Source organism: Hymenobacter taeanensis (assembly GCF_013137895.1).
GTDB lineage: Bacteria > Bacteroidota > Bacteroidia > Cytophagales > Hymenobacteraceae > Hymenobacter > Hymenobacter taeanensis.
In genome coordinates this window covers 2,160,509-2,186,043 of record NZ_CP053538.1, presented here as the reverse complement: position 1 = coordinate 2,186,043, position 25,535 = coordinate 2,160,509, and the positions used below count along the sequence as shown (strand labels likewise).

Genomic DNA, 25,535 nt, shown 5'->3' with positions numbered 1-25,535 from the left:
GGGCTTGATGTTATATAAAATAGCATAGACGCTATAATTATTTCTATATCAGCCGCATCAATTACTATTCTTATATACAATAAGATATTTCTCCTCAACTACTTGCCAAAAAACCAGTAAGTGAGCACCTGTATTATTCGGTGATGAATACCCGCTTTACCCGCTCACTCACATTAGTAAGGAGTTCATAGGGAATAGTGCCCACTCGCTGGGCTAACTCGGGTAGTGTAAGTCCCTCTCCAAATATGATGGCTGTGTCGCCGGCTCGCAAGTCGGGGATGTGGGTTACATCTACCATACACATATCCATGCACACATTACCAATAATAGGGGCCCGCTGGCCGCGAATGAGCACTTCGCCCGCGCCGTTGCCGAAGCGCCGGTCATAGCCATCAGCATACCCAATGGCCAGGGTGGCAATGCGCCGGTCGTGGTCTACGGCTTGCCCGCGGCGGCCATACCCTACCGTATGATTGGCGGGCAAAGTTTTCACCTGGGAGATGGTAGTGCGCAACGTGCTGACGGGTCGCAGGGCTTCCTGCTCCTGGCCGGTGGCTTCTACCCCATACAGGCCAATGCCCAGCCGCACCATATCCAGCTGCGCCTCCGGAAAGCGCACAATACCCGCCGAGTTTAGGGCATGCTTTATAATGGAGTAGCCTAGGGCAGTTTCCAGCTGGGGCGTCATGCGGTGAAAAGCCGCGAGCTGCTGCTGAGAGAACTCGTTGTGTTGGGCCTCATCGGCGCCGGCCAAGTGGGTGAGGGCGCTGGCCACGCGCAAGTGGCCTAGGTTGCGCTGCAGAAGCTGGCAGAGCAGAGGTACGTCTTCCTCCGCAAACCCCAGACGGCGCATACCTGTGTCGAGTTTGAGATGGATGGCGGGCAAGGGGCCTTCCTGGGCAGCGGCCAGGTACGCATCCAGCAGCTCAAAGGAGTAGATTTCAGGCTCCAGATGATATTGCCGCAGTTTCTGAAAGGCATCTGGCGAGGGGTTCATCACCATGATGGGCAGGCTGATGCCGTGCTGGCGCAGATCCACGCCTTCATCGGTGTAGGCCACAGCCAGGTAGTCGGCCCGATGAAACTGGAGCAAGTTGGCTACTTCATAGGAGCCGCTGCCGTAGGCGAAGGCCTTCACCATCACCATCAGCCGCACGCCAGGCTGCAGGCGGCGGCGGTAGAAGTTGAGGTTGTGCACCAGGGCATCGAGGTTTACCTCCAGCACCGTACCATGGATTTTCTGTTGAAAAACCGCCACAATCCGCTCGAAGCCATAGCGCCGGGCGCCTTTCACCAGGATGGTTTCATGGCGAAACTGGTCGGGCTGAAAGCTGGTCAGGAAGGCTTCGGTATCAGCATAGAAAGCGGTATCCAGACCGGCGAATGCCGCTTGGTTCTGGCTGATTTCGGGGCCGATGCCAATGAGCCGCTCAACGCCATGGGCCGTAGCCTGGGCGGCTACTCGCTTGTAGAGCTCGGCAGCCGGTAACCCCGACTCCAGCACGTCGGAGAGAATGAGTGCCCGGCGGCCCCGGCGGGGCTGGCGAGCCAGGGCATCGAGGGCAAGGCTGAGGCCAGCTAAGTCATTGTTATAGGTATCATCCAGAACGTAGCAGTCGTTGAGAGCCTGCTTCATTTCCAGGCGCATAGCCACCGGCTGAAGACGGTCGAGGCGGCGCTGAATTTCGGCGGGGGCCACCTGGCGCCACAGCAGTACCGTGAGGCCGTGCAAGGCATTTTCTACCGAGGGCTCATCGGCGAAGGGCAGCGTGAAGGTATGCTCCTGGGGCAGTGGCTTAGCCCGCTCAACCCGCACCACAGTACGCTCAGCCGAGGCATCATGGATGGTGATGAGCACATCAGCCTGCTGGCCGTCGAAGAGGGTGCGTTGGCGGGTCCAGGGGAAGCGCGCGGTGCGGCGACTATCAAGCTGGGCCTGGGCTACCTCATGAATCAGGGCATGATCAGCACAGTAGAAGAGTGTGTCCACGTCTTTAAACAGCTGCATTTTCTCCTCCGCCTTGGCCCTGGCAGAGGCAAAGCCGGCATCGTGGGCCGTTCCGAGGTTAGTAAACAGGCCTAGTGTGGGCCTGATCATGTGAGCCAGGCGGGCCATTTCGCCGGGCTCCGAAATGCCGGCTTCAAAGATGCCCAAAGTGTGCGTTGGGTTTAATTGCCACACACTCAGGGGCACGCCTACCTGGGAGTTAAAGCTCAGCGGGCTTTTGCAGATGAGCTCATCGGGGCTGAGCAGTTGGGCCAGCCATTCCTTCACGATGGTTTTACCATTGGAGCCCGTGATGCCAACCACCGGCAAGCGGTACTGCTGCCGGTGGCACGCAGCCACGGTCTGCAGTGCGGTCAGCACATCGGGCACCAGTAAAAAACTAGCTTCCGGGAAGGCCGCTAGGTCACCCTCCAGGGCTGCTTCGGCATCAATTACAAAGAGCCGCACGCCTCGGCCATATAGCTCCGCCAGGTAGCGGTGGCCATCGTGGCGAGGACCGCGCAAGGCAAAGAACAAGGCCCCCGCGGGCTGGCCTACCCGCCGGCTATCAATGAGCAGCTGATGGATGGGGGCCGCCGCAGTTGGGGCTTGGAGCAAGGTACCGCCCGTGCAGGCCGGTAGATCAGTGAACTGAAGCATAGCTCCGCAAAGGTACAACGAGTGACCTAGGTGTGAGCAGCGCAGGGGCGTAGGCCACCCTGGCACCGCGCTATACGCACGGTAGACCCAAGGAATGGGTTGGCTGTCACCGATTCAGTTTACCTCTGGTCTTTATAGAGAAAAGTATATAGCGAGGGGTGCGGCGTTGTACCTTTGCGGCGCCAATATTTTTCTGGCTTTCCTGTTGAAACTTTCGCGTCATCACCTGGCCGCTTTAGCGGCTTTTCTCATCTGGGGGTTCTTCCCCATTCCATTACGCTGGTTAGCGGGTTATGCCAGCGGCCAGATCCTGTTTTTCCGCATTCTGCTTTCCTTGCTTATCCTGCTGCTATTACACGGCCTGGGTCGGCGGGCAGCCGTGCGGCAGGTATGGGCCCAGTGGCAGGCGGCCTCCAAAGCTGAGCGCCGGAGCGTAGGCTTCTCCACGGTAATAGGCGGCCTGCTGCTGACCTCTAACTGGCTGCTGTTTATCTATGTCATCAACCAGGTGAGCGTACAGGCTGGCTCATTTGCCTACCTCATCTGCCCCATTCTAACGGCTTTGCTCGGCTTTGTGGTGCTCGGCGAGAAGCTGCGCAACAACCAATGGCTGGCCATTGGGCTAAGTGCGCTGAGCTGCCTGCTGCTGGGCGCCGGCGAACTGCGCAGCGTGCTAATGAGCCTAGTGGTAGCCATTACCTATGCCTCATACCTGATCAGCCAGCGCCGCCTGCAGGGCTACGACCGGCTGGTGCTGCTCACGGTGCAGCTAGTGCTGGCCGCGGTAGTTATTCTGCCACTGGCGCCGCTGCTGGGCGCCGACCCGGCCGCGGGATTCCAGGATACCCGGTTGCTGGGCGTAGCGTTTATCCTGAGCTCCCTGTTCACAGTAATTCCGCTGTTTCTGAATTTGTACGCCCTCAATGCCTTGCCCTCGGGTACAGTAGGCATTATGATGTATATAAACCCCATTGTGAGCTTTGCCCTGGCCTTTGTGTACTTTGGGGAAGCAGCCACTGGTGTGCAAGGGGTAGCCTACACCATAATTTTTTTCTCAGTATTGCTGTATAACAGCACCTTGCGCGTGAGGCGGCGCTAGTTGAGAAACCCCCAAAGTTGATTGAGGTGTGGTGGTGGTTGGTTGATGCCTACCAGGCTTGGTAGCAGGCAGCAAGGCACACTCCTGGCTCAGAACTGCTCCTGGGAGGGAGCTAGAAACCCTGAAAACGGCTACCTTCGGGCTGCTTTGCCGGGCCAAGTGGCCTAGCAGATCGTTTTCCGACTTTCTTCAAGCCGAATGACCACACTTTCCCGTCCGGCCGCTGCGCCCCTGTGGCGGCGGGTGCTGCCGCACCTGCTGGCCGTCTTATTTTTCCTGGTGCTGGCTGCCGTCTACTTTTCGCCCATCCTGTTCGGAGGCAAAACGCTGGCGCAGCACGATATTGTACAGTTTAATGGCGGTGCCCATGAGGCGGCGGAGTGGCGGGCCAAAACGGGTGAGGAGGCCCTCTGGACGAACTCCATGTTCTCGGGCATGCCCACTTACCTCATCAGCACCCGCTTCCCCGGCGACCTGAGCATTTATCTGCACAACCTGTTCACGCTGGGCCTACCCGCTGTGGTAGCTAACCTGTTTCTGGCGTTGGTGTGCGGCTACGCGCTCTTTGTGGCGCTGGGAGTGCGGCCGTTGCTGGCCGCAGTGGGGGCCGTTGCTCTGGGCTTCACCAGCTACAACATTGTAATTCTGGCCGCGGGCCACAACACCAAGTCATTGGCCCTGGCCTACGCGCCGCTGGTGCTGGCCGGCTTGCTGGTAACGTTCCGGCGCAACCAGTGGCTGGGCGCGGCCTTATTCACGCTGGGCCTAACTATGAACGTGCGCGCCAACCACCTGCAGATAACGTATTACCTGCTGCTGCTGGTGCTGGTGTTTGGCATTGTGGAGCTGATTTTTGCAATTCGTGAGAACCGCATAGCTGACTTTCTGCGACGCACGGCGCTGCTGGGCGCGGCCACTTTAGTAGCAGTGGGCGTGAGCTTCGGCCGCCTGTACGTAACCGCCGAATACGGCAAGTATTCCATCCGGGGGAAATCGGAGCTGACCAAATCGGCTCCCACGGCACCGGGCCAGCCCGCCGCAGCAACTGAGGAAGGCGGCTCTGGTCTGGAGCGCGATTATGCCTTCAACTGGAGCTACGGCGTGGGCGAAACCATTACGCTGCTCATCCCGAACTTCTACGGTGGCGCTTCTCAGGGCAAGCTCAGCGACAACTCCGAAACCGGTAAGGCCCTGGCGGCGGCTGGTGTGCCCCCGGTGCAGCTCAGCGACTACCTGGCCCAAATGCCACTTTACTGGGGCGACCAACCCAGTACCAGCGGCCCTGTGTACGTGGGTGCCGTAGTATGTTTCCTGTTTGTGCTAGGCCTGTTAATTGCCGACCGCCGCACGCGCATCTGGTTGCTGGTGGGCACTATCCTGTCTATCATGCTGGCTTGGGGCAAGAACTTTGAGGTGTTTAACAACCTCATGTTTGACTACTTCCCCGGCTACAACAAGTTCCGCTCCGTGAGCATGGCCCTGGTAATTGCCCAGCTCGCTATGCCGCTGCTGGCCATTCTTGGGTTGGCGCGCGTGCTGCAGGGCCGAGCCACTACGGCCGCGGCTCCTAGCAGCACCCACCCCAGCTTAGCCGCCCTCACCGGCAAACCCGCCGATGATGCTACCACCACCCAGCTCAAGCGCCAGGTGCTACTGGCGCTGGGTATCACGGCCGGCATTTGTGCCCTGGCCTTTATGGCAGGCTTGGTTTCTGACTTCGCGGCTCCTATTGATGCGCAATTGCAGCAGCAGGGCTTCCCACTAGATGCGCTGCGGGCCGACCGCGCTTCCCTCATGCGCACCGATATCTTCCGCTCTCTGGTATTCATTGCCCTGGCTGGCGGCGTACTGTGGTTCTATCTGCAGCGTAAGCTCTCTATGAGCACGGCAACGGCGCTGGTAGGCCTACTCACGCTACTTGACCTGTGGGCCGTGGATAAGCGCTACCTCAACGAGGCAAACTTCCAGAACGAGACCGTGGCAGAGCAGTTTGTGCCCTCCCCCACCGATCAGCAGATTCTGCAGGATAAAGACCTGAGCTACCGCGTGCTCAACCTGACGAGCCCCTTCCAGGAGGCCAACACCTCCTACTTCCACAAGAGCATTGGGGGCTACCACGGGGCTAAGCTGCGCCGCTACCAGGAGCTGTTTGACTGGCAGATGCAGCCTCAGCTTCAGCAGATTTTTGCCCAGAGCAAGCCCGATGCGGCTCCGGTACTCAACATGCTGAACATGCGCTACCTCATTGTGCCCGCCAACCCACAGGCCAAACAGCCAGAACAGGCCGTTCGGAACCCCGGCGCGCTGGGCAACGCCTGGTTTGTGCAGAATGTGCAGCAGGTCCAGAACCCCGACCAGGAAATTCAGGCTCTGACTAATCTAAACCCGGCTACTACTGCCGTAGTAGATGCGTCTAAATTCCCGCTGCCCAAGACCAGCTTCTCAGCTGCCGGCTCTACCATTGCCCTCACCGCCTACGAGCCCAATAAGCTGACGTACCGCGCTACAGCGGCCCAGGACGGTTTTGTGGTATTCTCTGAGATTTATTACAAGGACGGCTGGAACGCTTACCTCGATGGCAAGCAAGTACCCTATGTGCGCGCTAACTACGTGCTGCGCGCCATGCAGCTGCCCGCTGGTCAGCACACCATTGAGTTCCGCTTCGAACCGCGTGAGTATGCCCTGGGTAATACCATTTCTATGGTATCGTCCATTCTCTTGTTCGGGGTAATGCTAGCAGCGCTCTACTACGCCATTAAGCACCGCCCAGAGCCTCACTCAGTGCAGGACACCCTGCTATCAGCGTAGCGGTAATCACGTGACGTGTCGTTGCGAGCCTAGCCACTTCCTTTTCGCAGTTAAAAGCTCCTGAAACCAGAAAAGCCCTTACCTCCACCACGGACGTAAGGGCTTTTGAGTGGAATAGAGCCCGCAGAAATAAGGAAGGAGTAGCTACGCTGCCCTGCGGGCACTTTGTTGGGTCTCCTCACAATGACACTTCATTCACTTACTTCATTACCCTCTTCACTAAATCGTTCCTACGCCGCTATGCTTCTGCAGCACCTACAAGAGCCAGCCGCTGACCGCGCCGGGGTGCGGCTCCTGCTCCTGCGCGACGACTTGTTGCACCCGCAGCTGCCGGGCAATAAGTGGCGGAAGCTTAAGTACAACCTTCAGGAAGCACGGCGCCTGGGTCATAGCACGCTGCTTACGTTCGGGGGCGCGTACTCCAACCATTTGGCCGCCGTAGCCGCCGCCGGCCACCTGACCGGGCTGCGCACCATTGGGATAGTACGCGGCCAGGAGCTAGGCCAATCACCCCTCAACCCCACCCTTACCCAGGCCCGCGCCAATGGCATGGAGTTGCACTTTATAGACCGGGCAACTTACCGCCGCAAGCAAGAGCCCGAGGTACTAGGCCAGTTATTGCGAACCTTCGGGCCAGCCTACTTACTACCCGAAGGTGGCTCAAATACGTTGGCGCTGCCAGGCTGCGCGGAGCTAGTGCAGGAGCTGGAAGCCGAGATTGATTTCGATTACCTCTGTGTAGCCTGCGGCACCGGTGGCACCCTAGCCGGGCTGCTGACTGGCCTACGGGGCCAACGTGAGGCTCTCGGTTTCGCGGCTTTAAAGGGGGCCGACTTTCTGCGTGACGACATCAACCAGCTTACCCAACAGGCCACCGGCACTATGTACACTAACTGGTCATTGCAAACTGCTTACCATGGGGGTGGCTACGCGCGCCTTTCGCCGGAGCTGCTACAGTTTATTCAGGCTTTTAAGCAGCGCCACCAGATACTGCTAGACCCTATTTATACCAGCAAAATGCTTGTGGGCGTGCTTGATTTGCTTGATAATGGCTACTTCCGGCGCGATAGTACTGTGGTGGCGGTGCATACGGGTGGCCTACAGGCCTGGGCTGGTTTTGAGCAGCGGCTAGGCTTAGGGGTGTACGCTACCTAGGCCTGTTGCGGGCGCGGCAGTAACGTAACCAAACGCAAGCCCACCAGTGCAAATACGCAAGGCAATACGGGCAATAGAAAGCGCACGTCCCAGTCTTCTACTGTCATCATTACTACGGCGCCCTGTATTAGCACTACCGCAACCAGAAAGGTGCGCACCGGAAGCCAGGCCCACGTGGCGCGGGCCCCTTGCCAGGCCAGCCAGTAACACGGGTAAATAAAGAGCACAATCAGCACAATGTGCGACCAAGAGTAATAACTCTTCACGTGGCTGAGAAATAATCCACCCTTCAGTAAAGCCAGCTTAGTGAAGTACACTGGGTTGCAGCAAATAAAGTAGCCCAGGCGCAGCACCGGTGCCAAACCCGGCGGCGGTAGTAACAGCGGCTCGGTGGGCTCAACTACCCAGGAGGTGTAGCCATAAATAATTTCACCGCGCAGATAAGTTTCTACCAGCGTGAAGGTGAGCAGCAGCTTATTCAGAATAACCCAGAATATGGGGGTAAGCAGCAAGAGCCCTAGCCACGCCCGCCGGTACGTACCTTGCCCCGGCTGCATGCGCAGCCCCACTAACGCGGCCACCACTCCGGCAGCGGCTACCACAAACCCATTGGGGCGCACAATGCCGGTTACTAATGCCAGCAGGCCAAATAGCAGCCAGCCGCGGGCACCGGTTTGGCGCGCCCGGCAGAGCGCCCAAAAAGAGAGAATGGTCAGGCTGGCAAACAACGACTCGGTGAGAATATACACGTTGAACTGCTGAGCATCGCGCCACCCTATCAGGGCAGCCGTAGCCAACGCAGCGGGGCGCCAGTCAAGCCTAGCAGGAGTCAGGCGGCGCAGAGTGCTATAGAAGGCTCTGGCGGCCACGCCGGCTATGGCTATTTGCCCTAAAGCAATGCCCCACCAGCCAGCTCCTACTTTCAGCCAAAAGCTAATAAACAGCGGGTAGCCTACGTAACGCAGGTTATGGTCGTGCTCAAAGTGCCACTCTTGGGCAATGCGGGTGCCGTAGGCCAGGTACCGACCGCTGTCGTTGACGTAGCGCGGGCCATGATGCTGCCAGAGCAAGGAGAGCTGCACCAGCACCCACAAGCCCACCAGTAGCCAGCCATGCCATTGGCGCAGCCAGTGGGGCCCGGGGCCAGGAGCAACGGCCTGAGTAGCTGGCGAAGCAACAGCAGATGGCGGCGTAACAAGCATAAGCAGAGACAAAGGTACTGGCAAAAAATGCACCTCAATCTGTTCGGCCCCGTAAGCTTTATACTCGTGCTTACTCTTTTCTATGCCTCTTACCCGTTTGCTCCGTCAGTTGCTCCCCTTAGCTTTCCTGCTAGGCCTAGGGTGGTTTCTCTGGACGAAAGTTCGTCCTACGCTGCTTGAGAACCCCTTAAACCCCGAGCCCCGCATCACCGTGACACATAACACGGTGCTTGAAAAGGTGGAAGACCTGGGCCGCTTGGAGCTGGTTCAGTATCAGTTTAAAGACGTTGTAGAATACAAAAAGAGCACCTACCGCTTTCTGCCCGATGCCAAAGTGGCCCTCATTGTGGCTGGTCACGCGGTGGGCTGCCTCGATTTGCGCAAAGTGCGCGCCCAGGATGTAGTACTGGAAGGCGACTCATTGGTGCGCGTGGCGCTACCGGCTCCTGAGCTCTGCACCTGGCAAGTAGACCATGGCAAAAGCCGGGTATACAGCGTAGAAAACGGCTTTTTTCAGGATGCTGAGTTGGTAGATGCGGGCTATAAGTACGCCGAAGCTAACGTGCGAACTGCTGCCCTGCAATCGGGCATCTTAGCCCAGACCCAGCAAAACGCCGAGAAAATTTTGCGGCCTATGCTAGAAACTCTCACCGGGCGGCGCGTAATTCTCACCCAACAAATGCAAAACCCGCAACGCCCCGCACGACGCTAACAGCCAGCGGTACCTATGACCTAGGCCTACTCGTCATCGTCTTCCGGTGCCTTACCCAGGTCGTCTAGGGCCATCTTGATCAGGTCTTGCTCGTAGCCTTTGTTCATCAGAAACACCTGAATTTTCTGCCGACGAGCTCGTGGGTTCTTTTCCTTCTCCAGTCGGTCTTTTTTTTCCAGCACATCTACCAGGTTCTGATAGTACTCATCACCGTCAATTTCCTTTAGCCCGGCCTTGATGCAGTACTCGGATATTCCTTTCTGCTTTAACTCCTGCACAATGCGCCGGCGGCCCCACTTTTTGTGGCGGTAGTGCCCGCGCACAAAGCTCTTAGCGTAACGCTCCTCATCAAGCAGCTTCTCCCGGCTCAGGCGAATAATGATTTCGCCGGCTTCATCCTCATCCAGCCCATAGTCCCGCAGTTTGGCTTCTACCTCTTTCTGGTTGCGCTCTTGATACGCACAGAAAGCTGCAATTTTCTGGATGGCTTCGGCGGGCGTATAAAACTTCTTTTTGGCGGGTTGCATCATAAGGAGCGTGTACTGAATAAACTATAGCCGCGGCGGCCAAGCCACCTGAATAGGACGCTTGCCCTATAAAAATCGTTCGTTGGCAGTAAGAGTAAGCACCCGCTACACCTATTAGCAACGGTTGAGGCTATAGTACTAACCCCCAGGCAACAAGTACAACCAAAGTCCCTGATTCTGCGGTTCAGATTTTGAACGGGGATAAAATGTTTGAATAAAATTTTAGCTTTTCATCTAATAACCAGTGTTTTATAAAATACCGGTTAATACGTAAAATCCAGGTACTAATACGTAAATATCTCCCAATAATGGTCGGTGCTCAACCGCAAGGACGTAAGAAGCAGATAAAATTTTCACCCTTTATTCTGTAATTACTTATGTCCAAGCTTCACGATTCGGGTGTGACGGATCAGGTGCCTAACGCCCTGGTGCAGCCCATTGAACGTCGGTCTTTTCTGCGATATACGGGAGCTGGTATGGCTCTGTCTGGTCTTTTTCTGGCTGGCTGCGACGATGACGACGACAACAACAACTCCGGCAACTTAATTGATGTGGGCAGTGGCGACAACGGCGTACTTAATTACGCCTATGCGCTAGAGCAGCTTGAAGCTGCCTTTTACGCTCAGGTAAAGACAGGTACCTACTACACCGGTCTGGCTGCCAGCACATCCGAAAAACAAATTTTTGACGACCTGGCTCTGCACGAGAAGGCACACGCTGATTTTTTCAAGACGGCCCTATCAACTAATGCTATTAAAGCCCTGGAGCCCGATTTCTCGAGCATTAACTTCAATGACCGCTCAAGCGTGCTCAACGCCGCTAAGCAGTTTGAAGACCTGGGAGTAGCCGCTTACAACGGCGCCGGGCGCTACATTCAAACTGCTGCTTACCTGGTAATTGCCGGCAAAATTGTATCAGTAGAAGCACGCCACGCCGCCCTGATTCGGGACCTAATTGGCTACAATACATTCGTAGACTCTGACGTGGTGGACCTGTTCTCTCCTACTTCCGCTACCTCGGCCCCTGGCGATGGCAACGGCACTGGCCTAGAGCGTTCCATGAAGCCCAGTGATGTACTGGCTAAGGCTAATGGCTTTTTGAAAGAAGGATCTAAACTCAGCGCTAACAACCTGAAATAGCCTTCTGCCGCCATCTAATTCATTAAAACATCTTTGCCTTTCGTCATGGACCTCTTCAAGATAATCTCAGATATAGAAAAAGTAGACCCGGAAATCTATGAGCGCCTTGATTCGCGCCGCCGGGTATTCAAGCACTTTGGCATGGCCGGCAAAGCGGTGACAGCCGCTGTACTCCCTGGCCTAGTAAGCGGACTTTTCCAGCGGGCATATGGCCAAACCAGCACGCTACCCGCTGATATTGTAGCTGTATTAAACTTGGCTCTCAGCCTGGAGTACCTAGAGTATTACTTCTATGATAGTGGCCTGAAGGCCACCAACCTCATCCCCAGTGCCGACCGCCCGGCGTTTGAAAAAATCCGGAATGATGAGTCTGGCCACATAAAAGTGCTACGCGGAGCACTAGGTTCAGCGGCTATTCCTGATCCTACTCGTGCTGCGTTTGACTATAGCGGCGGCCGTGGTACTATGACCGGGCCTTTTGCAGCAGCACTCGTAAATGATTACGCCCTGTTCCTGGGCTCTAGCCAGGCATTTGTTGACACGGGTGTGCGAGCATACAAAGGTGGTGCCCCTGTGCTAATGCCTAACAAAGACCTTCTGGAAGCCGCCCTTAACATTCATTCCGTTGAAGCCCGCCATTCTTCGCACGTACGCACTGTGCGCCGTGGCCTAGCTGCCTCGCAGAGCGGGCAGGGTGCCACCAGCATTGCCGGCGACCTTAACAACTTAGGCGGCAAAACCGGCCGCCCAAAAAGCTGGATTTCAGGTACTGATGGCGGTGGGCCGTCTCCTAGCACCACGCCTTCTACGGCCCCGGTTTATGGGCCAGGCAACCCGGCTACGGGCGCCCCAACGGCTATCTTCTATCCTGCTGAAAGCAATACTACCCAGGCCGGAGTTGATATAGTAGCCAATACCACTGGTGTAACCTTAACCACCGCCGCGGCTTCTGAGGCCTTCGATGAACCTCTAGACCCAGCAACGGTTAAATCTATTGCCCGCAACTTCGTTGTGGCCACCAGCACGTTGTTTACCTAAACCACGAAAACAAGCTTAGCTAGAGAAAGGACAGCCCAACGGCTGTCCTTTTTTTGTTTCCCGCAGGTACAGACAACCTTATAGGCCTAGATTATATCTATCTTGACCAGCCTGTGGCTACTATTCTTATGCGTTCTGTTTTACTGCTGATTTGTTTGCTTTTGTCTGCTTGTTTGGCGCAAGCTGGTGTTGTGCGGGGGCTGGTTTCTGACCCCAAAGGGCAGCCGCTAGCTTTTGCCAATGTGGCCGTGCGGGGTACTACTACCAGCACGGCTACTAATGAGCAGGGCAACTACCAACTACGCCTGTCCGCGGGCACTTATGAGCTGGTATTTCAATACGTGGGCTACAAACCCCAGCCGGCCACTATTCGGGTAGCGGGCGCCGACACGGCTACGGTGCTCAACATTACGCTTGTGCCAGAAAGCTACCAGTTGCGGGAGGTGGTAGTGCGCTCCACCGATAAAGACCCGGCCTATACCATAGTGCAACAAGCTATTCAGTGGCGTAACTATCACCAGCGGGAGGTGGCAGCATTTAAAGCCCGCACCTACATCAAAACGCTAGCCCGCTTTACCGATGTCCCGGGCAAGATTATGGGCCTCGTGAAAGTGGGCCCTGACTTTAAGCCCGGCATATTTTATCTGTCCGAAACCGTGTCGGAGATGAGCTTCCGGCAGCCTAATGTGGTGCAGGAACGCATGATTTCCTCCCGCGTGAGCGGTGATACCAAGGGCATCAGTTTCAATCGGGCCAGCGCCGGCCGTGGGCTAAACTTTTACCAGAATGTACTAAAGAGCGGGTTTTCTGAGCGCGGGTTTGTATCGCCCATTGCCGCTAATGCACCACTCTTTTACCGCTATGAGCTGGAAGGTAGTACCCAGCAAGGCAGCTTGCTTATTCATAAGATTAAGGTCACTCCTCGTCGCCGCTCCGATCCGGTTTTCTCAGGTCACATGTACATTGTAGATGGCACCTGGCGCTTGCACTCAGTCTCTCTTAACCTGACCAAAGATGCGCAGCTTGATTATGTAGATAACCTGCACATTGAGCAGCTATTCGCACCCGCGCCCGGCCCCTCCGATGTGTGGGTGATGCAGTCGCAGAAGGTAACGGTGGGCTTTACAGCACTGGGTTTTAAGGGCAACGGCTATATCACGGCCATACTATCCAACTACAAGGTTATTCCTACCTACCCCAACCGCCCGGCCCCAACTGTAGCGGTGCCGGCCAGCCCAGAGCCCGCCGATGCTCCCGTAACCCGCGAAACCGTGGCCGACGTGAAAAAGCAGAAGCCCAAACTGCAAGGCCTGAGTGCGGCCGTACGCCGCCAGGCCAAGCAAGCAGCCCGCGACACTAGTGGCCTGGGCCTGGGTAAACTCAAGCGCGGAGAGGTAATGCTAGTAGAGAAAGGTGTGAATGAGCGCGATACTAGTTATTGGGCTACGGTTCGGCCTATTCCGCTTACGGCAGAGGAGGAAAAAGACTATCAGGTGAAGGATAGCACCGAAGTAATCCGGAAGTCGAGGCCCTACCAGGACTCACTGGACCGGAAGCGCAACGAACTGGAAGTAGGCAAGCTTTTGCTCACGGGCTACGTGTACAACCAAACGTTCTATAAGCGCCAATGGTACATTGCGCCGGTATTTAACATTCTGAATTATAATACTGTAGAGGGCTTAGTAATCAATCCGCAAGCTACATTCACCCAACGCACCGACGACCGGCGCGTGTGGTCCGTGACGCCTTCCGTGCGCTATGGAGTCAGCAACCGGCTGTGTAGTCCTAGCATATCCGCCTCCTGGCAATTTGATGCAGTGAAGCTGGCCCGCGTGAGCGTGCACGCCGGCCGTACCATCGAGAATTTCGACCCCAGTAGCCAGCTCACTCCCTTTATCAACTCTTACTATACTCTTCTTAAAAACCAGAACTACGCTAAGCTTTACCGCCGCGACGGCCTGGAGCTAGGCTACCAATGGGAATTGATAAACGGGCTCACGGTGCAGGCCGCGGCCAGCTACTTTGATCGGCGGGAGTTGTACAATACTACCAGTAAGCTGCTCGTAGACAAGCCTGAAATCGGCTTCACCCCAAACGCTCCCGTTAATGAGGAGCGCCCCACGAGCTTTGGGCGTAGCCAAGCCCTGACCACTGAGTTGAGCGCCTCCTTCCGGCCGGGCCAGCGGTTTATTACCCGCCCCGATGGCAAGTTTAACCTAGGCTCCAAGTACCCTACTTTCCAGTTTCGGTGGCGGCAAGGGGTAGGCAGCGTGCTGGGCTCCGATGTGCATTACACCTTACTGGAGGCCGGTTTGCGTCACTCCGTAAACCTGGGCCTGTTGGGCACCAGCAACTACCGCGTAGCGGCTGGCTTCTTCCCCGGCTCTCCGCGCCTCGACTTCATGGACTTCCGCCATTTCAGCGGCAACCGCACTTACCTGGCCAGCGACTTCAGCCAGTTTCAGCTTCTTGATTATTACCGCTTCAGCACGCAAGACCGCTTCCTGGAAGCGCACTACAACCACCATTTTAATGGGTTCCTGCTAAACAAAATACCGGTGCTGCGCCGCTTAAAGTGGCAAGAGGTGGCGTCTTTGAACTACCTCACCACGCCAGCGGCCAACCATTACCTGGAGTTGGGGGTGGGAGTTGAGCACGTATTCAAGATCATTCGCGTCGACTTTTACACTGGCCTACAGTCGGGCCAGCGCGTAGGTACTGGCCTACGGGTGGGCATTGGGTTCTAAGATCAAGCGATGATAAAGTAAAGTGCTTTTACGGGGAGACTCAACGGCGCCTCCGCCGGATAGTATAGCAGGCCTTCCTGACCAATGAGTGAAGCATTTGAGCAGGAAAAAGCCCTTACTTCTACTATTGAAGTAAGGGCTTTTTAATCAGTCAGTGATTATAAACCGCCAAGCAAGAACTAGCTACGCTATCTGACAGGAGCTTGGTTGGCCTATTCCCTTCAGCAAGTGGCCTAGACTACTTTACTTCTTCAAAGTCAACGTAGTCGCCACCCTTGAAGTCTTTAGGTGGCTGCGGCTTTTGGCGAGGCGGCACATAATCAACGTGCACTTCACCCGTTGAGGCATTGCCATTACTGCGCGGCTGAGCTGGCTCGAAGGGAGAACCAAAAGGGCTACCTCCAGCTGCTTGCCCATAGCGGCGGGCCTGCTTCTTAATGAAGTTGCCAACTACTATACGCAACACCACGGGCAACACGAAGCGGGCAATGAAAAATACAACGAGAAGGGTGAACAGGAATGTAGCCATTAACGGGTAGCCTCCGGGAGAGCAGGGGAAATGGGTTGAAAGTAAAAGTCGGCCGTAACGGCGCTGGTTAGCTGCGCCTCAGAACACGGTACCAATTCAGAACGCTCAGAAAGCATAAATGGTTTGTAGCCTAGCGCAGCCAGCAATTTTACCACTCCCTGGCGGTTTCCCAGGCCGTTTAGCTCCGTTTGGATGAGCGGTTGAAAGCGCCGCAAAGTAGCCTGCATGTGCCGGAACACCTCATACTCGAAGCCTTCTACATCGCACTTTACAAAGTCTAGGCGCTCTAGCTGGCTAAACAGCTCATCGGGTACCCGCATGGGCACGTCATACGTGCGGGCATAATGCTCCTGCGTATTACTGGCCGCCACTTTAGTCATGCCGTGGTGTAACAGGCCGTCGCGCTCCGGTGTGCCCATTTGCACGGTGGTATTCTCCCCGCCGAGAGCGTAGGGTAGTAGCGTTAGGTTCTGGCAATGGCTTAAACGTACATTGTCTTTCCAGATAGCCTGAAAATCGGGGATGGGCTCAACGGCTAGTACTCTGCCCTGTGCCCCCACCAACCGCGACAATGCCACGGAATAGTAGCCCAGGTTAGCGCCAATATCCACGCACACATACCCTGGCCTTACCAGCTTCTCCAGGAAGAATAACTCCGGATACTTCTGGCGGCCCCAGCCCATACCCACCAGCCGCAGGTACACGCGGCTCACCAAGCGGATATACGACTCGAAACCAAGCGTGCGAACTAACAGCTTACGGAATTGCTTCATCATAACGAGCGTAAAGGTAGCAGGTCCGGCCGCGTTAGGAAGGGCTTAGCATCCATCTAGCTCGTAAGCTGTAGAGGCGGTGCATCAATGGATGCTGGCTGAATCAGCATCCACTGATGCCCTCACTCCTGCGCTTTACTCCAGGCCCACGATACCCCAGCGGTTGCTAGGCCACCTATTAGGTACCAGGCCACCGTCATGGCTTTTGTTTGAGGGGTGCGGTTGCTGGGAGCTTCTCCCAAGCCCATAGGCCCGGGCAGCACCACACCGCCCACACCAGCAGCCAGGCCTAGTGCCACCCCACGCAGCCACACTCCGCGCCCAGTGCTTACAAAGCTGTAATACAAGCCATTACTGACTAAGTCACCGAGCATAGTTAAGCCGTAGGCGGTATCTTCATCGGGCTGCGGAGCATCGGCCTTGCGCAGTAATTTACGTAGGCCCCGCTTGCCCAGCACATCCATCCGTGGGGCATCATCCGGCCTGATGTGGCGCACCGTTTCGTGCAGGATGTTAAGGACCAAAGCGCCGGCTAGGCCACTGCCTAATGCCTGTAAAAGGGATGACGTTTGTTTCATAGTGTTGGTCAGAAGAATACTCTTAGTGATGACTGCTTCTGTATACGGGCTACGGTTATAGCCTCGGCGGAATCTTGCAAAAAAGTGCGGCCACTGCTTGCGTATTGATTCCTGCACTGCCTATCTTTGCTGCCCCACCGGATACGCCGGCTTGGGAAATGCCTCTTTAGCTCAGTTGGTAGAGCAGCTCATTCGTAATGAGCAGGTCGTTGGTTCGAGTCCAATAAGAGGCTCCAAAAGGAAAGGCCCCGTGTATGATACATACACGGGGCCTTTCCTTTTGAAGTTAGCTACCCTTACAGGTCGCTGGCGTAATCCTCATCGTAGCTGCGGGTAGCGCCCCGATACACTGAGTCGCTGCTGCTATCCCACTTAGAGTCTTTATTGTTCCACTTATAGCTGAAGTTGCTGTCAGAGGAGCCGCGCTGTGAGCGGTAGGTTTCACCTTTGGATGAGCTGCTTTTTGAGCGTAGTGCCAGCCAGCTCAAGCCACTCACCAGCAACGCACCACCTACTACTTTCTGCGTGGGCGTCAGCTTGTTTACCTGGTCAGCAGCCTTGCTGCTAAGGTCCTTAATCTGCTGAGGCAGCTCATTCACATTAATATTCTTAAGCCACTGCTGCTGATCAAGCCACGATTTCTGCTGGCTACCCTGGTTTTGCTCACCCTGGTCGTTCTTCCGGCTTGTGCCTTGAGCCGAAGCCGAGGTATTGCTATTGCTGCTATTACCAGTGCCGCTATTCCGCGACGACGATGTTGAGTTCTTATCTGACGAGGCTGAAGCGCTGCTTGCGCTAGTGCCTTGCGAGCTTTGGCTTGATGCCGAGGCACCACCGTTGCCAGAGTCTGAAGTTTTACCGGAGCCTTGCTGGCTGTTGGTTTCAGAGGCTAATGCCGAAGCTGAATTACCGGGTGCTGGCGTGCCAGCAGCCCCTGCCGACATGGGGGCAGCGGTAATGTTCTTGTTAGAAGAGGAAGTTGAGTTCTGGTTTGAGCCGTTATTGGACTGGTTTTGCTTGTTTTCCATGACAGGGAGGGATTTGCGTGATAAAGAAATATAAAAGGCTGAGCCATAAGGTTCGCCTACTCTTTATTCGTTAAAACCAGCTAAATAGTTATATCAAGGCCAAATAAATGCACTACACAGACTTCATATACCCCCCTACCTCAACTGCAGTTGCTGCCCCATAAAGATGAAAACACCCCCTTATTTAGAGTACACCGACTAAAGAGCTTCTCTCAGCACTCTGAAATTTTATAATGGGCTTGTATAGCTCGCTTGCTCCATTTAGTCAGAGCACCTCTGTTTGTTGTCCCGCCTTTTCGGCAGCCGTGTTACTTTCGGCTCCCCTTTGGAGATGGGTGCCGCTGCTCAGGCAATGGCAATGGCATTCCTTGTGCGTAAAGCACGGCATCCCGCTCTCCCGCCTCACGGGCTGCTACCTCAAATGGAATATTATAGTAGCCGTGCCGAATCCAGCCCAGCAGATAACGCCACAGAAACCCCCAACGCCCATATTGCTTAAACTGCCGAATGTGTTCCATCTCGTGGGCCACCCAGTGCGGATCACGCAGGAATTGCTCCCGGGTAGCTCCACTCAGATGGATGGTATTACCCAATACCATGGCTACACTTTTAGCCTTTAACTTGGTGCGAGCCACCCGGGCAAAAGGAGAATTTTCAACAATGCGGGGCAGCTCCATACAGTTCAGTAAAATTGGCCGGATTATACGCACCTTTTAATCAAGCAGTTTGGTTTTGATGCTTGATTTTTCTCTGATATAATTGGGCTTTAAGAAGAACTTTTACCTATTTGGGGGCTAAAGCTTGGTCATCCCAGAGTTTTGGGACTAGCTTTAAGAATTGGAAGCACAAACTGTTCAGCTTGAGCCTCTGATAATAACAGCTCTTTTCATCCTCTCATTTTTTCGTTTTTCAGGTTTCACGCCTATCGAAAAAGTAAGCACACGCCAGGTTAGCCGGTTGCCCCGGTTACCTATTTTGCCACCTCCCGACGGACAATGAAAAACAGCATCCTGTATTGCCTCGCCGCGGCCTCGATGGTCCTCTCTTTTTACTTCGAAAGAACTCCCACCACATCTCAGCCCTCATCGGCTGCTCTAGCTCCCCAGGAAGCCTCCTTCCTCAGCGGTTTGCTGGCCCCTGATGATCTGCCTTCCAATGTGCTGCGTACTTCTTCTGATTCAACAGAATACAGCAAATACGCGCAGCGCCTGGGTATTGAGCCCAGCTTCGATGATAATAAAGATCTGCTGGCCACTGTGGTATCGTGGTTAGGCACTCCTTACCGCTACGGCAGCAACAGCAAAAGCGGCACCGACTGCTCGGGCTTCGTGACTCGCGTATTCAAAGAGGTGTACGGCATTACCCTGCAGCGCAGCTCCCGCTCCATGTTTGAGAAGGTGAAGCACGTGCAGAAAGCCGAAATGCAAACCGGCGACCTGGTGTTTTTCCGTCGCGGCCCCGGCCAACCCATCTACCACGTTGGCATTTACCTGAAAGACGGCAAATTTGCTCATTCGGCTTGTGGTGGTGGCGTAATGGTTAGCTCCTTGCACCAAGCTTATTACAGCCGTAATTTTTACGCCGCTGGCCGCGTAGAAAACAACTAAGCCCCCTACGCATCAGGGCACACAGAATAGAAGCCTCGTTCTCCGGAATGAGGCTTTTTTTATGGAGTTTTGCTCGGCAGTACCCGAAAACTATTTCGGCCTGAAACAGTATAGCAGAGCGCTGGTCATCCGCTGATGCCCTTCCTTTTCTACTCCTCCCTACTGCTTACCCATATGGCTAACGAAACCCCTAAAGGCGAAAACATTGCCTCGTCCCCTATTTTCAAGAAATTCGTAGGCAAAGCCGAAGAATACATTAAGAAGCCCACGCGCATGAAGCAACTGCTAAATGACGCGTACCAGAAGGCCAGCGAAAAGAACGATGTTGGCTCGCTGGCGCATGAGGCCTGGGAAACTCTCCAAACCCTGTTCCGGCTTATCCGCACCTCTGTTTCGGGCGAGTATACTGGCCTACCCACTAGCACAGTGGTAGCGGCCGTAGCCGTAACCATCTACTTCTTAAGCCCTATTGACCTAATTCCGGACTTTATTCCGGTTCTGGGGTTATTGGATGACGTAGCCTTAGTAGCCTGGTTCAGCACCACCATCAAGGAGGAGTTGGATAAATTTGCTGAGTGGGAAAAAACCCGCCCTACTGTGGTAGAAGATGAAAAACCCGTAACCTCTTCTGCTGCCACGGCTTCTACCGCTAGCATTACGCCCGTAGAAACGCCCGATGCAGCCCACCCTACTCCCGCTAACGCCGACCGCGAAGCCGCTGAAGCCAAGTTGCATGCTGATACGGCCGCTAACACCACTGACAGCAGCCGCGAGCCCAATACAACCACTGAATCGCGCCCGAGTGGCGGTAACCCTGGCGGTAACGTTCGCTAGGCCTATCTTAACCCCACAAAAAAGGCCCGGAATATGTGTTCCGGGCCTTTTTTGTGGGGTTATTGGAGGGTGTGGCTCTAGGCCGCCTTGGCATGTGAGGCTACGTATTTCACAAAGTCGCCCACGGTAGCGAGGGGAACTTCATCGGGAATGACGATGTGAAAATTACGCTCCAGCTCCAGAATAATATCAACTACATCAACCGTGTCGAAGCCCAGCTCATTGCTAAGGTTGCTCCCGATACGCAGGCGGCGGGCTTTGATAGCCTTACGCTTGCTGATGATCCGCAGCACTTGCTGCTTAATGGTTTTGGATGGGGAAGTCGTCGAGATGTTCATAGGGAAACGACAAAGAACGGGGTGCTAGATAGGTAACGACGGTGGTTTTGACACTCCCCCGCCCTTCGGGCGAAGGAGTGTCAGAGCCTGCAAAAGGGTTGCAAGCCCCACCTAAAAATTTACTTAGTATTCAGCCAATACCGGCGGACGAGCAGCTTCTACTTCTGTGGCTTCCAGCGTTTCGTCTTTCTTGAACACACGCAGCTTCAGGCTTTCCGTCAGCAGATACATCACGGGTACTACTACCAGCGTAATGCCGGTGGCAAACACCAATCCGAAGATGATGGTCCAGGCCAGCGGGCCCCAGAACGTTACCGACTCACCACCGATGAAGAAGTTGGCGTGGCCCGAGTTAAACAGCTCGTAGAAGTCAATGTTCAGACCAATGGCCAGCGGAATCAGACCCAGCGTGGCAGCCGTGGCCGTCAGAATTACTGGGTTCAGGCGAGTACGGCCAGCCAGCACAATAGCTTCGCGGAGCGGCATGCCTTGCGCACGCAGAATATCAGTGAATTCCACTAGCAGAATGCCGTTTTTCACCACGATACCTGCCAGGGCGATGATACCTACGCCCGTCATTACAATGCTGATGTTCATACCCGTAATGGCCAAGCCCAGCATTACCCCAATCACTGAGAACAGAATCTCCGTGAGAATGAGCAAGGGCTTGCTAACGGAGTTGAACTGCATCACGAGAACCAGGAAGATGAGTGCAAACGCTCCGAAAGCTGCCACGCCAAGGAAGTTGGCCGTTTCCTGCTGGTCTTCCTGCGCACCACCCATTTTTACGGAGTAGCCGGGAGGCGTTTTAAACGACTTAAGCGCGGTTTCAATCTGGGCTACCACATCGGGGCCGGTAAAGCCGTTGAGCACGTTTGAGGAGATGGTAATTACCCGCTTCACGTCTTTGCGCTTGATACCACCATACGTGGTGCCGTAGCGCACATCAGCCACCGAGGCAATGGGCACCTGCCGAATAGCGCCGGTAGCGTCACGGAAGGTGAGCGGCGAGTTCAGAATAGCATCCACATCGGAGCGGTAGGGCTCAGCGTAGCGCACCTGAATCGGATATTCATCATCAGGGGTTTTGAATTTGCTGGCTTCGGTACCGTAGATGGCCGTCCGTACTTCGGAGCCAATCTGGGCCGTGCTGATACCTTCGCGGTTGGCCCGAACCCGGTCAATGTCCACCGCAATTTCGGGGTTGCGGTCTTCCAGGTTAGAGCGCAGCTGCTCAATGCCACCAATCTTCTTCGACTCGATGAAGCGGGTTACTTCCTTTGACAGGGCAATGAGCGTAGGATAGTCGTCGCCGGCTACCTCAATGGCAATTGGCTTACCCGTAGGCGGACCGCTGGCTTCCTTGTCTACTGAAATTTCAGTACCCGGAATGCCTTTCACCGCCTCCCGAATTTTGTCCATGTAGGTGCTGGTAGCTGGGCCCTTCCGCTCGCTCATTTCTTTGAACGCCACGGCTACTTTAGCCAGGTTAGATTGCGAAGTACCCGACGCTGAGGCCTCACCAGGGTCGCTGGCACCAATGGCTACGTTGGTAATCACCGATTCTACGTCGGGGTTATCCTGGCCAATCACCCCATATATGCGCTTCTCCAGTATGCGGGCCACGGAGTCAGTTACCTCAACCCGCGTGCCTACTGGCATCTTGAGGTAGGTGTACACGAATTTAGGGTCACCGCTCGGGAAGAAGTCTACCTTGGGCTTGCGGGCCCCTACGGCAAATACGGCTACTACAAACAGCACTACCATGCTAGCCAGCACCATCCAGGGCCAGTTGAGGGCCCAGCTTACCAGGCGGGCGTAGCCATTCTGGAAGCGGGGCAACACCTTGGTCTGGAAGCCCGCAATCATGTGAATGAACACGAACTTATCCAGGAAGCAAAGCACAATTACTGTGAGTGTTAGGTTACCCACGAACGTTGAGCCTGCCACGTACCCAATCAACGCAATCAGCACCAGCACGCCCATGGCAATCAGAAAGTTTCTGGTCAGCTTGGGCTTGTTGTCTTCGGCATGGTGGTCTTCGCGCTCCATGAACGACACGGCGAATACCGGGTTCATGATGAAGGCCACAATCAGCGACGACATCAGGGTCAGGATCAGGGTTACGGGCAAGTAGAACATGAAGGAGCCTACAATACCCGGCCAGAACATGAGCGGCACGAAGGGAGCCACCGTGGTTAGCGTACCCGCTAGTACCGGAATGAACACCTCGCCGGCCGCGTACTTGGCGGCTTGGGCGGTAGTGAGGTTCGGGTGCTCGTGCAGCAAGCGGTGGGTGTTTTCGATAACCACAATGGCATCATCTACCACAATGCCCAAGGCCAGCAGGAAAGCGAAGAGCACGATCATGTTCAGGGCAAACCCGAAGCCAGGCAGCAGCACGAAAGCCAGGAACATGGAAATGGGAACCGACAGGCCTACGAACAGTGCGTTGGTAGTACCCATGAAGAACATCAGAATCAGCGTTACCAGAATAAAGCCGATGATGATGGTGTTGATCAGGTCATGCAGCGTAACGCGGGTGTCATTAGACGTGTCGCCGGTTACGGTGATGGTCAGCTCGTTGGGCAGGCTTTTCTTCGAGTCGGCGATAATCTCCTTGATCTTGTCAGAGGCATCAATCAGGTTTTCACCCTGGCGCTTGATTACGTTCAGGGTAATGGCCGTTTTGCCATCGAGACGAGCGTAAGATTCCCGATCCTTAAAGGCATCGGTAACGGTAGCAATATCACCCAGGCGTACGGCGGCGCCATTCAGGTTCTTCACCTGAATGTTGGCAATATCAGCGGCCCGTACGTACTGGCCAGCCACGCGCACGGCGCGCTTCTGGTCACCTACGTTCACGGAGCCACCCGAAATGGTAATGTTCTCGCGAGCAATGGCCGCACTGATGTCGCCAAAGCTCAGGCGGGAAGCGCGCAGGCGGTTCAGGTCCACGTCTACGTTTACCTGCTGGTCGAGGGCTCCGATGATGTCTACCCGCGTGATTTCGGGCAGGGCCTCAATCTTGTCCTGGAAGTCATCAGCGTATTTCTTCAACTGGTTCACGGGCAGGTTGCCGGCCAGGTTGATGTTCATGATGGGGAGCTCCGACAGGTTCACTTCCTGCACGGTGGGCGGCGAGGGCAAGTCGTTCGGCAGTTCGTTCTGGGCCTTATCTACGGCGTCCTTGATGAGCTGCTTGGCATACTGCACATCTACGCCGGAGTTAAACTCCACGTCCACGATGCAATAGTCCTGGTTGGAGGTCGAAGAAATTTTCTTCACTCCGTTTACGCTCTTTATCTCCTTCTCCAACTGGCGCGTTACCAGGTTCTCAATATCGGTGGGAGAAGTACCGGGGTAAATAGTGGCCACGATAATACGCGGAATCACGATATCCGGAAACTTCTCCTTACCCAGCTTGATGTAGGAGAAGATACCCGCTACGCACAGCAGCAGCGTGATAATATAAATACTGGTCTTATTGTCAATCGACCAACTGGTCGGCTTGAACTCTTTCTCTAGATCCTGCATGAGTTCTGGTTTTGACGTTCTGGTGCGGGGCGCCTGCCTACTCTAGGGAAGCCGGCAACCAACCTATAGGCTAACCGCCTGGCCTTCATTCAAATTCTGGTAACCGGCAGAAATAACCTGGTCGCCGGCCTGTAGGCCACTGGTTACTTCTACTTTGCCATTGTAGGTGTTGCCGGTTTTGATGACGCGCTTAGCCGCCACTTTGCGGCCGCCTTTGTCACCTACTACCAGCACGTAGCTGTTCTGCTCATCCTTCTGCACCAAGTCAACCGGCAGTACGGTAGCGCTCTGCTGGTTATAGTTTTGAATGCGCACATTGGCCACCATGTTGGGGCGCAGTTGGCCCGCCTTGTTGCTGTTCAGGCGCAGCTCCGTAGTGAACGTGCGGCTGGTGGGATTAATAGTGCTGGTCACCACACGAACCGTGGCGGGTATCTCTTCCTGGCCTAGGTCAGGAATGGTAACCAGAGCCTTGTCTCCAACCTTGATGCGGGAAGCGTAGGCCTCTGACACATCAACCACAATTTTGCCGGTGCTGCCGCTGCTAAGCAGCTTTACTACCGGAGCACCCGGAGCAACAGTTTCGCCCAGCTTGGGCAGCACATCATCAACGGTACCGCTGAAGGGTGCTACTACATTATAAAGGGCACGCTGCTGGTTAAGTGTAGCCATGTTGCGCTGCAGGGCCTGGTAGTTGTTCTTGGCTTGCAGATACTGAATCTCGGTGCCAATTTCCTGTTTCCAGAGGCGCTCTTGCTTTTCAAATACCACCCGAGCCAGATCCATGCGAGTGCGAAGCTCCGCAATATTGGCGTCGAGGATGGAGGCATCTACCGTAGCCAGCACCTGGCCTTTGCGCACGTTGTCGCCGCGCTGCACGCGCAGGCTGGTGAGTGTGCCGGCAGCCCGGGCGCCCACGGTAGCGTTCTGGTCAAAATCTACGCGGCCCTGCAGCTCCAGGTAGCTCGTGAAGCTTTCGGGGGCTACTTTAATTACAGATACGGGCGTGGTTATTACCGCCGACGAGTCGTTGGCGCCGGTTTTGGCTTCCAGCGCGGCAATTTTAGCTTGGTTAGCGGCTTGTTCCTGTTTCAGCTTGGCCAGCTCAGCCTTGGGGTCTTTGTCGCCGCAAGCGGTCATCAGGCCCAAAGTCAGTAACAAGGCAGAAGTAACGTATTTCATGAGTGAAATGAGTAGCAAAGAGTTTTGCGCTGGAAGAGAAACAGTGCTTGTACTG

Annotated in this window: 19 protein-coding genes, 1 tRNA gene and 1 pseudogene; 10 read left to right on the top strand and 11 right to left on the bottom strand. The window is 55.3% G+C overall.

Annotated features, from left to right (window positions below; genetic code table 11):
• Positions 1–133: 133 nt before the first annotated feature.
• The gene (locus HMJ29_RS09285; RefSeq protein WP_171591215.1) at positions 134–2,647 is read right to left on the bottom strand and encodes a bifunctional UDP-N-acetylmuramoyl-tripeptide:D-alanyl-D-alanine ligase/alanine racemase; all 2,514 of its coding nucleotides are present in this window, start codon (positions 2,645–2,647) and stop codon (positions 134–136) included.
• Positions 2,648–2,852: 205 nt separating this feature from the next.
• Here HMJ29_RS09285 and HMJ29_RS09280 point away from each other — a divergent pair, with 205 nt between their 5' ends.
• The 3 genes from HMJ29_RS09280 to HMJ29_RS09270 all read left to right on the top strand — a co-directional run bounded on the left by HMJ29_RS09280 (position 2,853) and on the right by HMJ29_RS09270 (position 7,709).
• Positions 2,853–3,746 carry an EamA family transporter gene (locus HMJ29_RS09280; RefSeq protein ID WP_244678934.1) on the top strand — a complete coding sequence of 298 codons (894 nt, stop codon included), beginning with the start codon at positions 2,853–2,855 and terminating at the stop codon, positions 3,744–3,746.
• 198 nt (positions 3,747–3,944) lie between these two features.
• On the top strand, positions 3,945–6,554 hold the full coding sequence (locus HMJ29_RS09275) for a YfhO family protein (protein ID WP_171591213.1): 2,610 nt from the start codon (positions 3,945–3,947) through the stop codon (positions 6,552–6,554).
• Between the two features lie 240 nt (positions 6,555–6,794).
• Entirely contained in the window at positions 6,795–7,709 is a 915-nt protein-coding gene (locus HMJ29_RS09270) for a 1-aminocyclopropane-1-carboxylate deaminase/D-cysteine desulfhydrase (RefSeq protein WP_216634104.1), read from the top strand.
• On the opposite strand, the gene HMJ29_RS09265 is transcribed toward HMJ29_RS09270, so the two are convergent.
• Positions 7,706–8,911, bottom strand: a complete 1,206-nt coding sequence (locus HMJ29_RS09265; RefSeq protein WP_171591211.1) for a hypothetical protein — start codon at positions 8,909–8,911, stop codon at positions 7,706–7,708. The two genes, HMJ29_RS09270 and HMJ29_RS09265, sit on opposite strands and share 4 nt — an antisense overlap.
• Before the next feature lie 82 nt (positions 8,912–8,993).
• On the opposite strand from HMJ29_RS09265, the gene HMJ29_RS09260 reads away from it, so the two are divergent.
• The gene (locus HMJ29_RS09260) at positions 8,994–9,623 is read left to right on the top strand and encodes a DUF4230 domain-containing protein (RefSeq protein ID WP_171591210.1); all 630 of its coding nucleotides are present in this window, start codon (positions 8,994–8,996) and stop codon (positions 9,621–9,623) included.
• Between the two features lie 26 nt (positions 9,624–9,649).
• Here HMJ29_RS09260 and HMJ29_RS09255 read toward each other — a convergent pair whose 3' ends face one another.
• Positions 9,650–10,153, bottom strand: coding sequence for a regulatory protein RecX (locus HMJ29_RS09255; protein WP_171591209.1), 504 nt, complete (start codon positions 10,151–10,153; stop codon positions 9,650–9,652).
• A gap of 374 nt (positions 10,154–10,527) precedes the next feature.
• On the opposite strand from HMJ29_RS09255, the gene HMJ29_RS09250 reads away from it, so the two are divergent.
• The 3 genes from HMJ29_RS09250 to HMJ29_RS09240 all read left to right on the top strand — a co-directional run bounded on the left by HMJ29_RS09250 (position 10,528) and on the right by HMJ29_RS09240 (position 15,074).
• The gene (locus HMJ29_RS09250; RefSeq protein ID WP_171591208.1) at positions 10,528–11,289 is read left to right on the top strand and encodes a ferritin-like domain-containing protein; all 762 of its coding nucleotides are present in this window, start codon (positions 10,528–10,530) and stop codon (positions 11,287–11,289) included.
• A 45-nt stretch (positions 11,290–11,334) separates the two neighbouring features.
• Positions 11,335–12,327 carry a ferritin-like domain-containing protein gene (locus HMJ29_RS09245; protein WP_171591207.1) on the top strand — a complete coding sequence of 331 codons (993 nt, stop codon included), beginning with the start codon at positions 11,335–11,337 and terminating at the stop codon, positions 12,325–12,327.
• 128 nt (positions 12,328–12,455) lie between these two features.
• A complete protein-coding gene (locus tag HMJ29_RS09240) occupies positions 12,456–15,074 on the top strand; it encodes a DUF5686 family protein (protein ID WP_171591206.1) in 2,619 nt (872 codons plus the stop codon).
• Between the two features lie 238 nt (positions 15,075–15,312).
• Here the strand turns inward: HMJ29_RS09240 and HMJ29_RS09235 are convergent, their stop codons facing one another.
• From HMJ29_RS09235 to HMJ29_RS09225, 3 genes are all read right to left on the bottom strand, one after another.
• A complete protein-coding gene (locus tag HMJ29_RS09235; protein WP_171591205.1) occupies positions 15,313–15,603 on the bottom strand; it encodes a DUF4834 family protein in 291 nt (96 codons plus the stop codon).
• A complete protein-coding gene (locus HMJ29_RS09230; RefSeq protein WP_171591204.1) occupies positions 15,603–16,379 on the bottom strand; it encodes an FkbM family methyltransferase in 777 nt (258 codons plus the stop codon). Before HMJ29_RS09230 ends, HMJ29_RS09235 begins: the two co-directional genes overlap by 1 nt.
• Positions 16,380–16,498: 119 nt before the next feature.
• Entirely contained in the window at positions 16,499–16,954 is a 456-nt protein-coding gene (locus HMJ29_RS09225; RefSeq protein WP_171591203.1) for a hypothetical protein, read from the bottom strand.
• Positions 16,955–17,114: 160 nt separating this feature from the next.
• Between HMJ29_RS09225 and HMJ29_RS09220 the strand changes: the two genes are divergently transcribed.
• Positions 17,115–17,190: transfer RNA gene (locus HMJ29_RS09220), tRNA-Thr, on the top strand.
• 60 nt (positions 17,191–17,250) lie between these two features.
• Here the strand turns inward: HMJ29_RS09220 and HMJ29_RS09215 are convergent.
• Positions 17,251–17,982 (bottom strand): hypothetical protein, encoded by a 732-nt coding sequence (locus tag HMJ29_RS09215; RefSeq protein ID WP_171591202.1) that lies wholly within the window; start codon positions 17,980–17,982, stop codon positions 17,251–17,253.
• Positions 17,983–18,290: 308 nt separating this feature from the next.
• Entirely contained in the window at positions 18,291–18,659 is a 369-nt protein-coding gene (locus HMJ29_RS09210) for a hypothetical protein (RefSeq protein WP_171591201.1), read from the bottom strand.
• Positions 18,660–18,977: 318 nt separating this feature from the next.
• Between HMJ29_RS09210 and HMJ29_RS09205 the strand changes: the two genes are divergently transcribed.
• Positions 18,978–19,589, top strand: a complete 612-nt coding sequence (locus HMJ29_RS09205) for a C40 family peptidase (protein ID WP_171591200.1) — start codon at positions 18,978–18,980, stop codon at positions 19,587–19,589.
• Between the two features lie 450 nt (positions 19,590–20,039).
• Positions 20,040–20,118, top strand: a pseudogene (locus HMJ29_RS09200) (YkvA family protein); the annotation flags it as partial.
• Positions 20,119–20,500: 382 nt separating this feature from the next.
• Here HMJ29_RS09200 and HMJ29_RS09195 read toward each other — a convergent pair.
• The 3 genes from HMJ29_RS09195 to HMJ29_RS09185 form a co-directional block, all read right to left on the bottom strand.
• Entirely contained in the window at positions 20,501–20,761 is a 261-nt protein-coding gene (locus tag HMJ29_RS09195; protein WP_171591199.1) for an acyl carrier protein, read from the bottom strand.
• 123 nt (positions 20,762–20,884) lie between these two features.
• Positions 20,885–24,298 carry an efflux RND transporter permease subunit gene (locus tag HMJ29_RS09190; RefSeq protein ID WP_171591198.1) on the bottom strand — a complete coding sequence of 1,138 codons (3,414 nt, stop codon included), beginning with the start codon at positions 24,296–24,298 and terminating at the stop codon, positions 20,885–20,887.
• A 63-nt stretch (positions 24,299–24,361) separates the two neighbouring features.
• Complete coding sequence (locus HMJ29_RS09185) at positions 24,362–25,480, bottom strand: efflux RND transporter periplasmic adaptor subunit (protein ID WP_171591197.1); 1,119 nt, start codon at positions 25,478–25,480, stop codon at positions 24,362–24,364.
• Between the last annotated feature and the right edge of the window lie 55 nt (positions 25,481–25,535).

What these genes read in the sequence shown, in the direction of transcription:
- HMJ29_RS09285 (WP_171591215.1), bottom strand. Translation starts at nt 2,647, where the DNA reads ATGCTTCAGTTCACTGATCTACCGGCCTGCACGGGCGGTACCTTGCTC.
- HMJ29_RS09275 (WP_171591213.1), top strand. Translation starts at nt 3,945, where the DNA reads ATGACCACACTTTCCCGTCCGGCCGCTGCGCCCCTGTGGCGGCGGGTG.
- HMJ29_RS09270 (WP_216634104.1), top strand. Translation starts at nt 6,795, where the DNA reads ATGCTTCTGCAGCACCTACAAGAGCCAGCCGCTGACCGCGCCGGGGTG.
- HMJ29_RS09265 (WP_171591211.1), bottom strand. Translation starts at nt 8,911, where the DNA reads ATGCTTGTTACGCCGCCATCTGCTGTTGCTTCGCCAGCTACTCAGGCC.
- HMJ29_RS09260 (WP_171591210.1), top strand. Translation starts at nt 8,994, where the DNA reads ATGCCTCTTACCCGTTTGCTCCGTCAGTTGCTCCCCTTAGCTTTCCTG.
- HMJ29_RS09255 (WP_171591209.1), bottom strand. Translation starts at nt 10,153, where the DNA reads ATGATGCAACCCGCCAAAAAGAAGTTTTATACGCCCGCCGAAGCCATC.
- HMJ29_RS09250 (WP_171591208.1), top strand. Translation starts at nt 10,528, where the DNA reads ATGTCCAAGCTTCACGATTCGGGTGTGACGGATCAGGTGCCTAACGCC.
- HMJ29_RS09245 (WP_171591207.1), top strand. Translation starts at nt 11,335, where the DNA reads ATGGACCTCTTCAAGATAATCTCAGATATAGAAAAAGTAGACCCGGAA.
- HMJ29_RS09240 (WP_171591206.1), top strand. Translation starts at nt 12,456, where the DNA reads ATGCGTTCTGTTTTACTGCTGATTTGTTTGCTTTTGTCTGCTTGTTTG.
- HMJ29_RS09235 (WP_171591205.1), bottom strand. Translation starts at nt 15,603, where the DNA reads ATGGCTACATTCCTGTTCACCCTTCTCGTTGTATTTTTCATTGCCCGC.
- HMJ29_RS09230 (WP_171591204.1), bottom strand. Translation starts at nt 16,379, where the DNA reads ATGATGAAGCAATTCCGTAAGCTGTTAGTTCGCACGCTTGGTTTCGAG.
- HMJ29_RS09225 (WP_171591203.1), bottom strand. Translation starts at nt 16,954, where the DNA reads ATGAAACAAACGTCATCCCTTTTACAGGCATTAGGCAGTGGCCTAGCC.
- HMJ29_RS09215 (WP_171591202.1), bottom strand. Translation starts at nt 17,982, where the DNA reads ATGGAAAACAAGCAAAACCAGTCCAATAACGGCTCAAACCAGAACTCA.
- HMJ29_RS09210 (WP_171591201.1), bottom strand. Translation starts at nt 18,659, where the DNA reads ATGGAGCTGCCCCGCATTGTTGAAAATTCTCCTTTTGCCCGGGTGGCT.
- HMJ29_RS09205 (WP_171591200.1), top strand. Translation starts at nt 18,978, where the DNA reads ATGAAAAACAGCATCCTGTATTGCCTCGCCGCGGCCTCGATGGTCCTC.
- HMJ29_RS09195 (WP_171591199.1), bottom strand. Translation starts at nt 20,761, where the DNA reads ATGAACATCTCGACGACTTCCCCATCCAAAACCATTAAGCAGCAAGTG.
- HMJ29_RS09190 (WP_171591198.1), bottom strand. Translation starts at nt 24,298, where the DNA reads ATGCAGGATCTAGAGAAAGAGTTCAAGCCGACCAGTTGGTCGATTGAC.
- HMJ29_RS09185 (WP_171591197.1), bottom strand. Translation starts at nt 25,480, where the DNA reads ATGAAATACGTTACTTCTGCCTTGTTACTGACTTTGGGCCTGATGACC.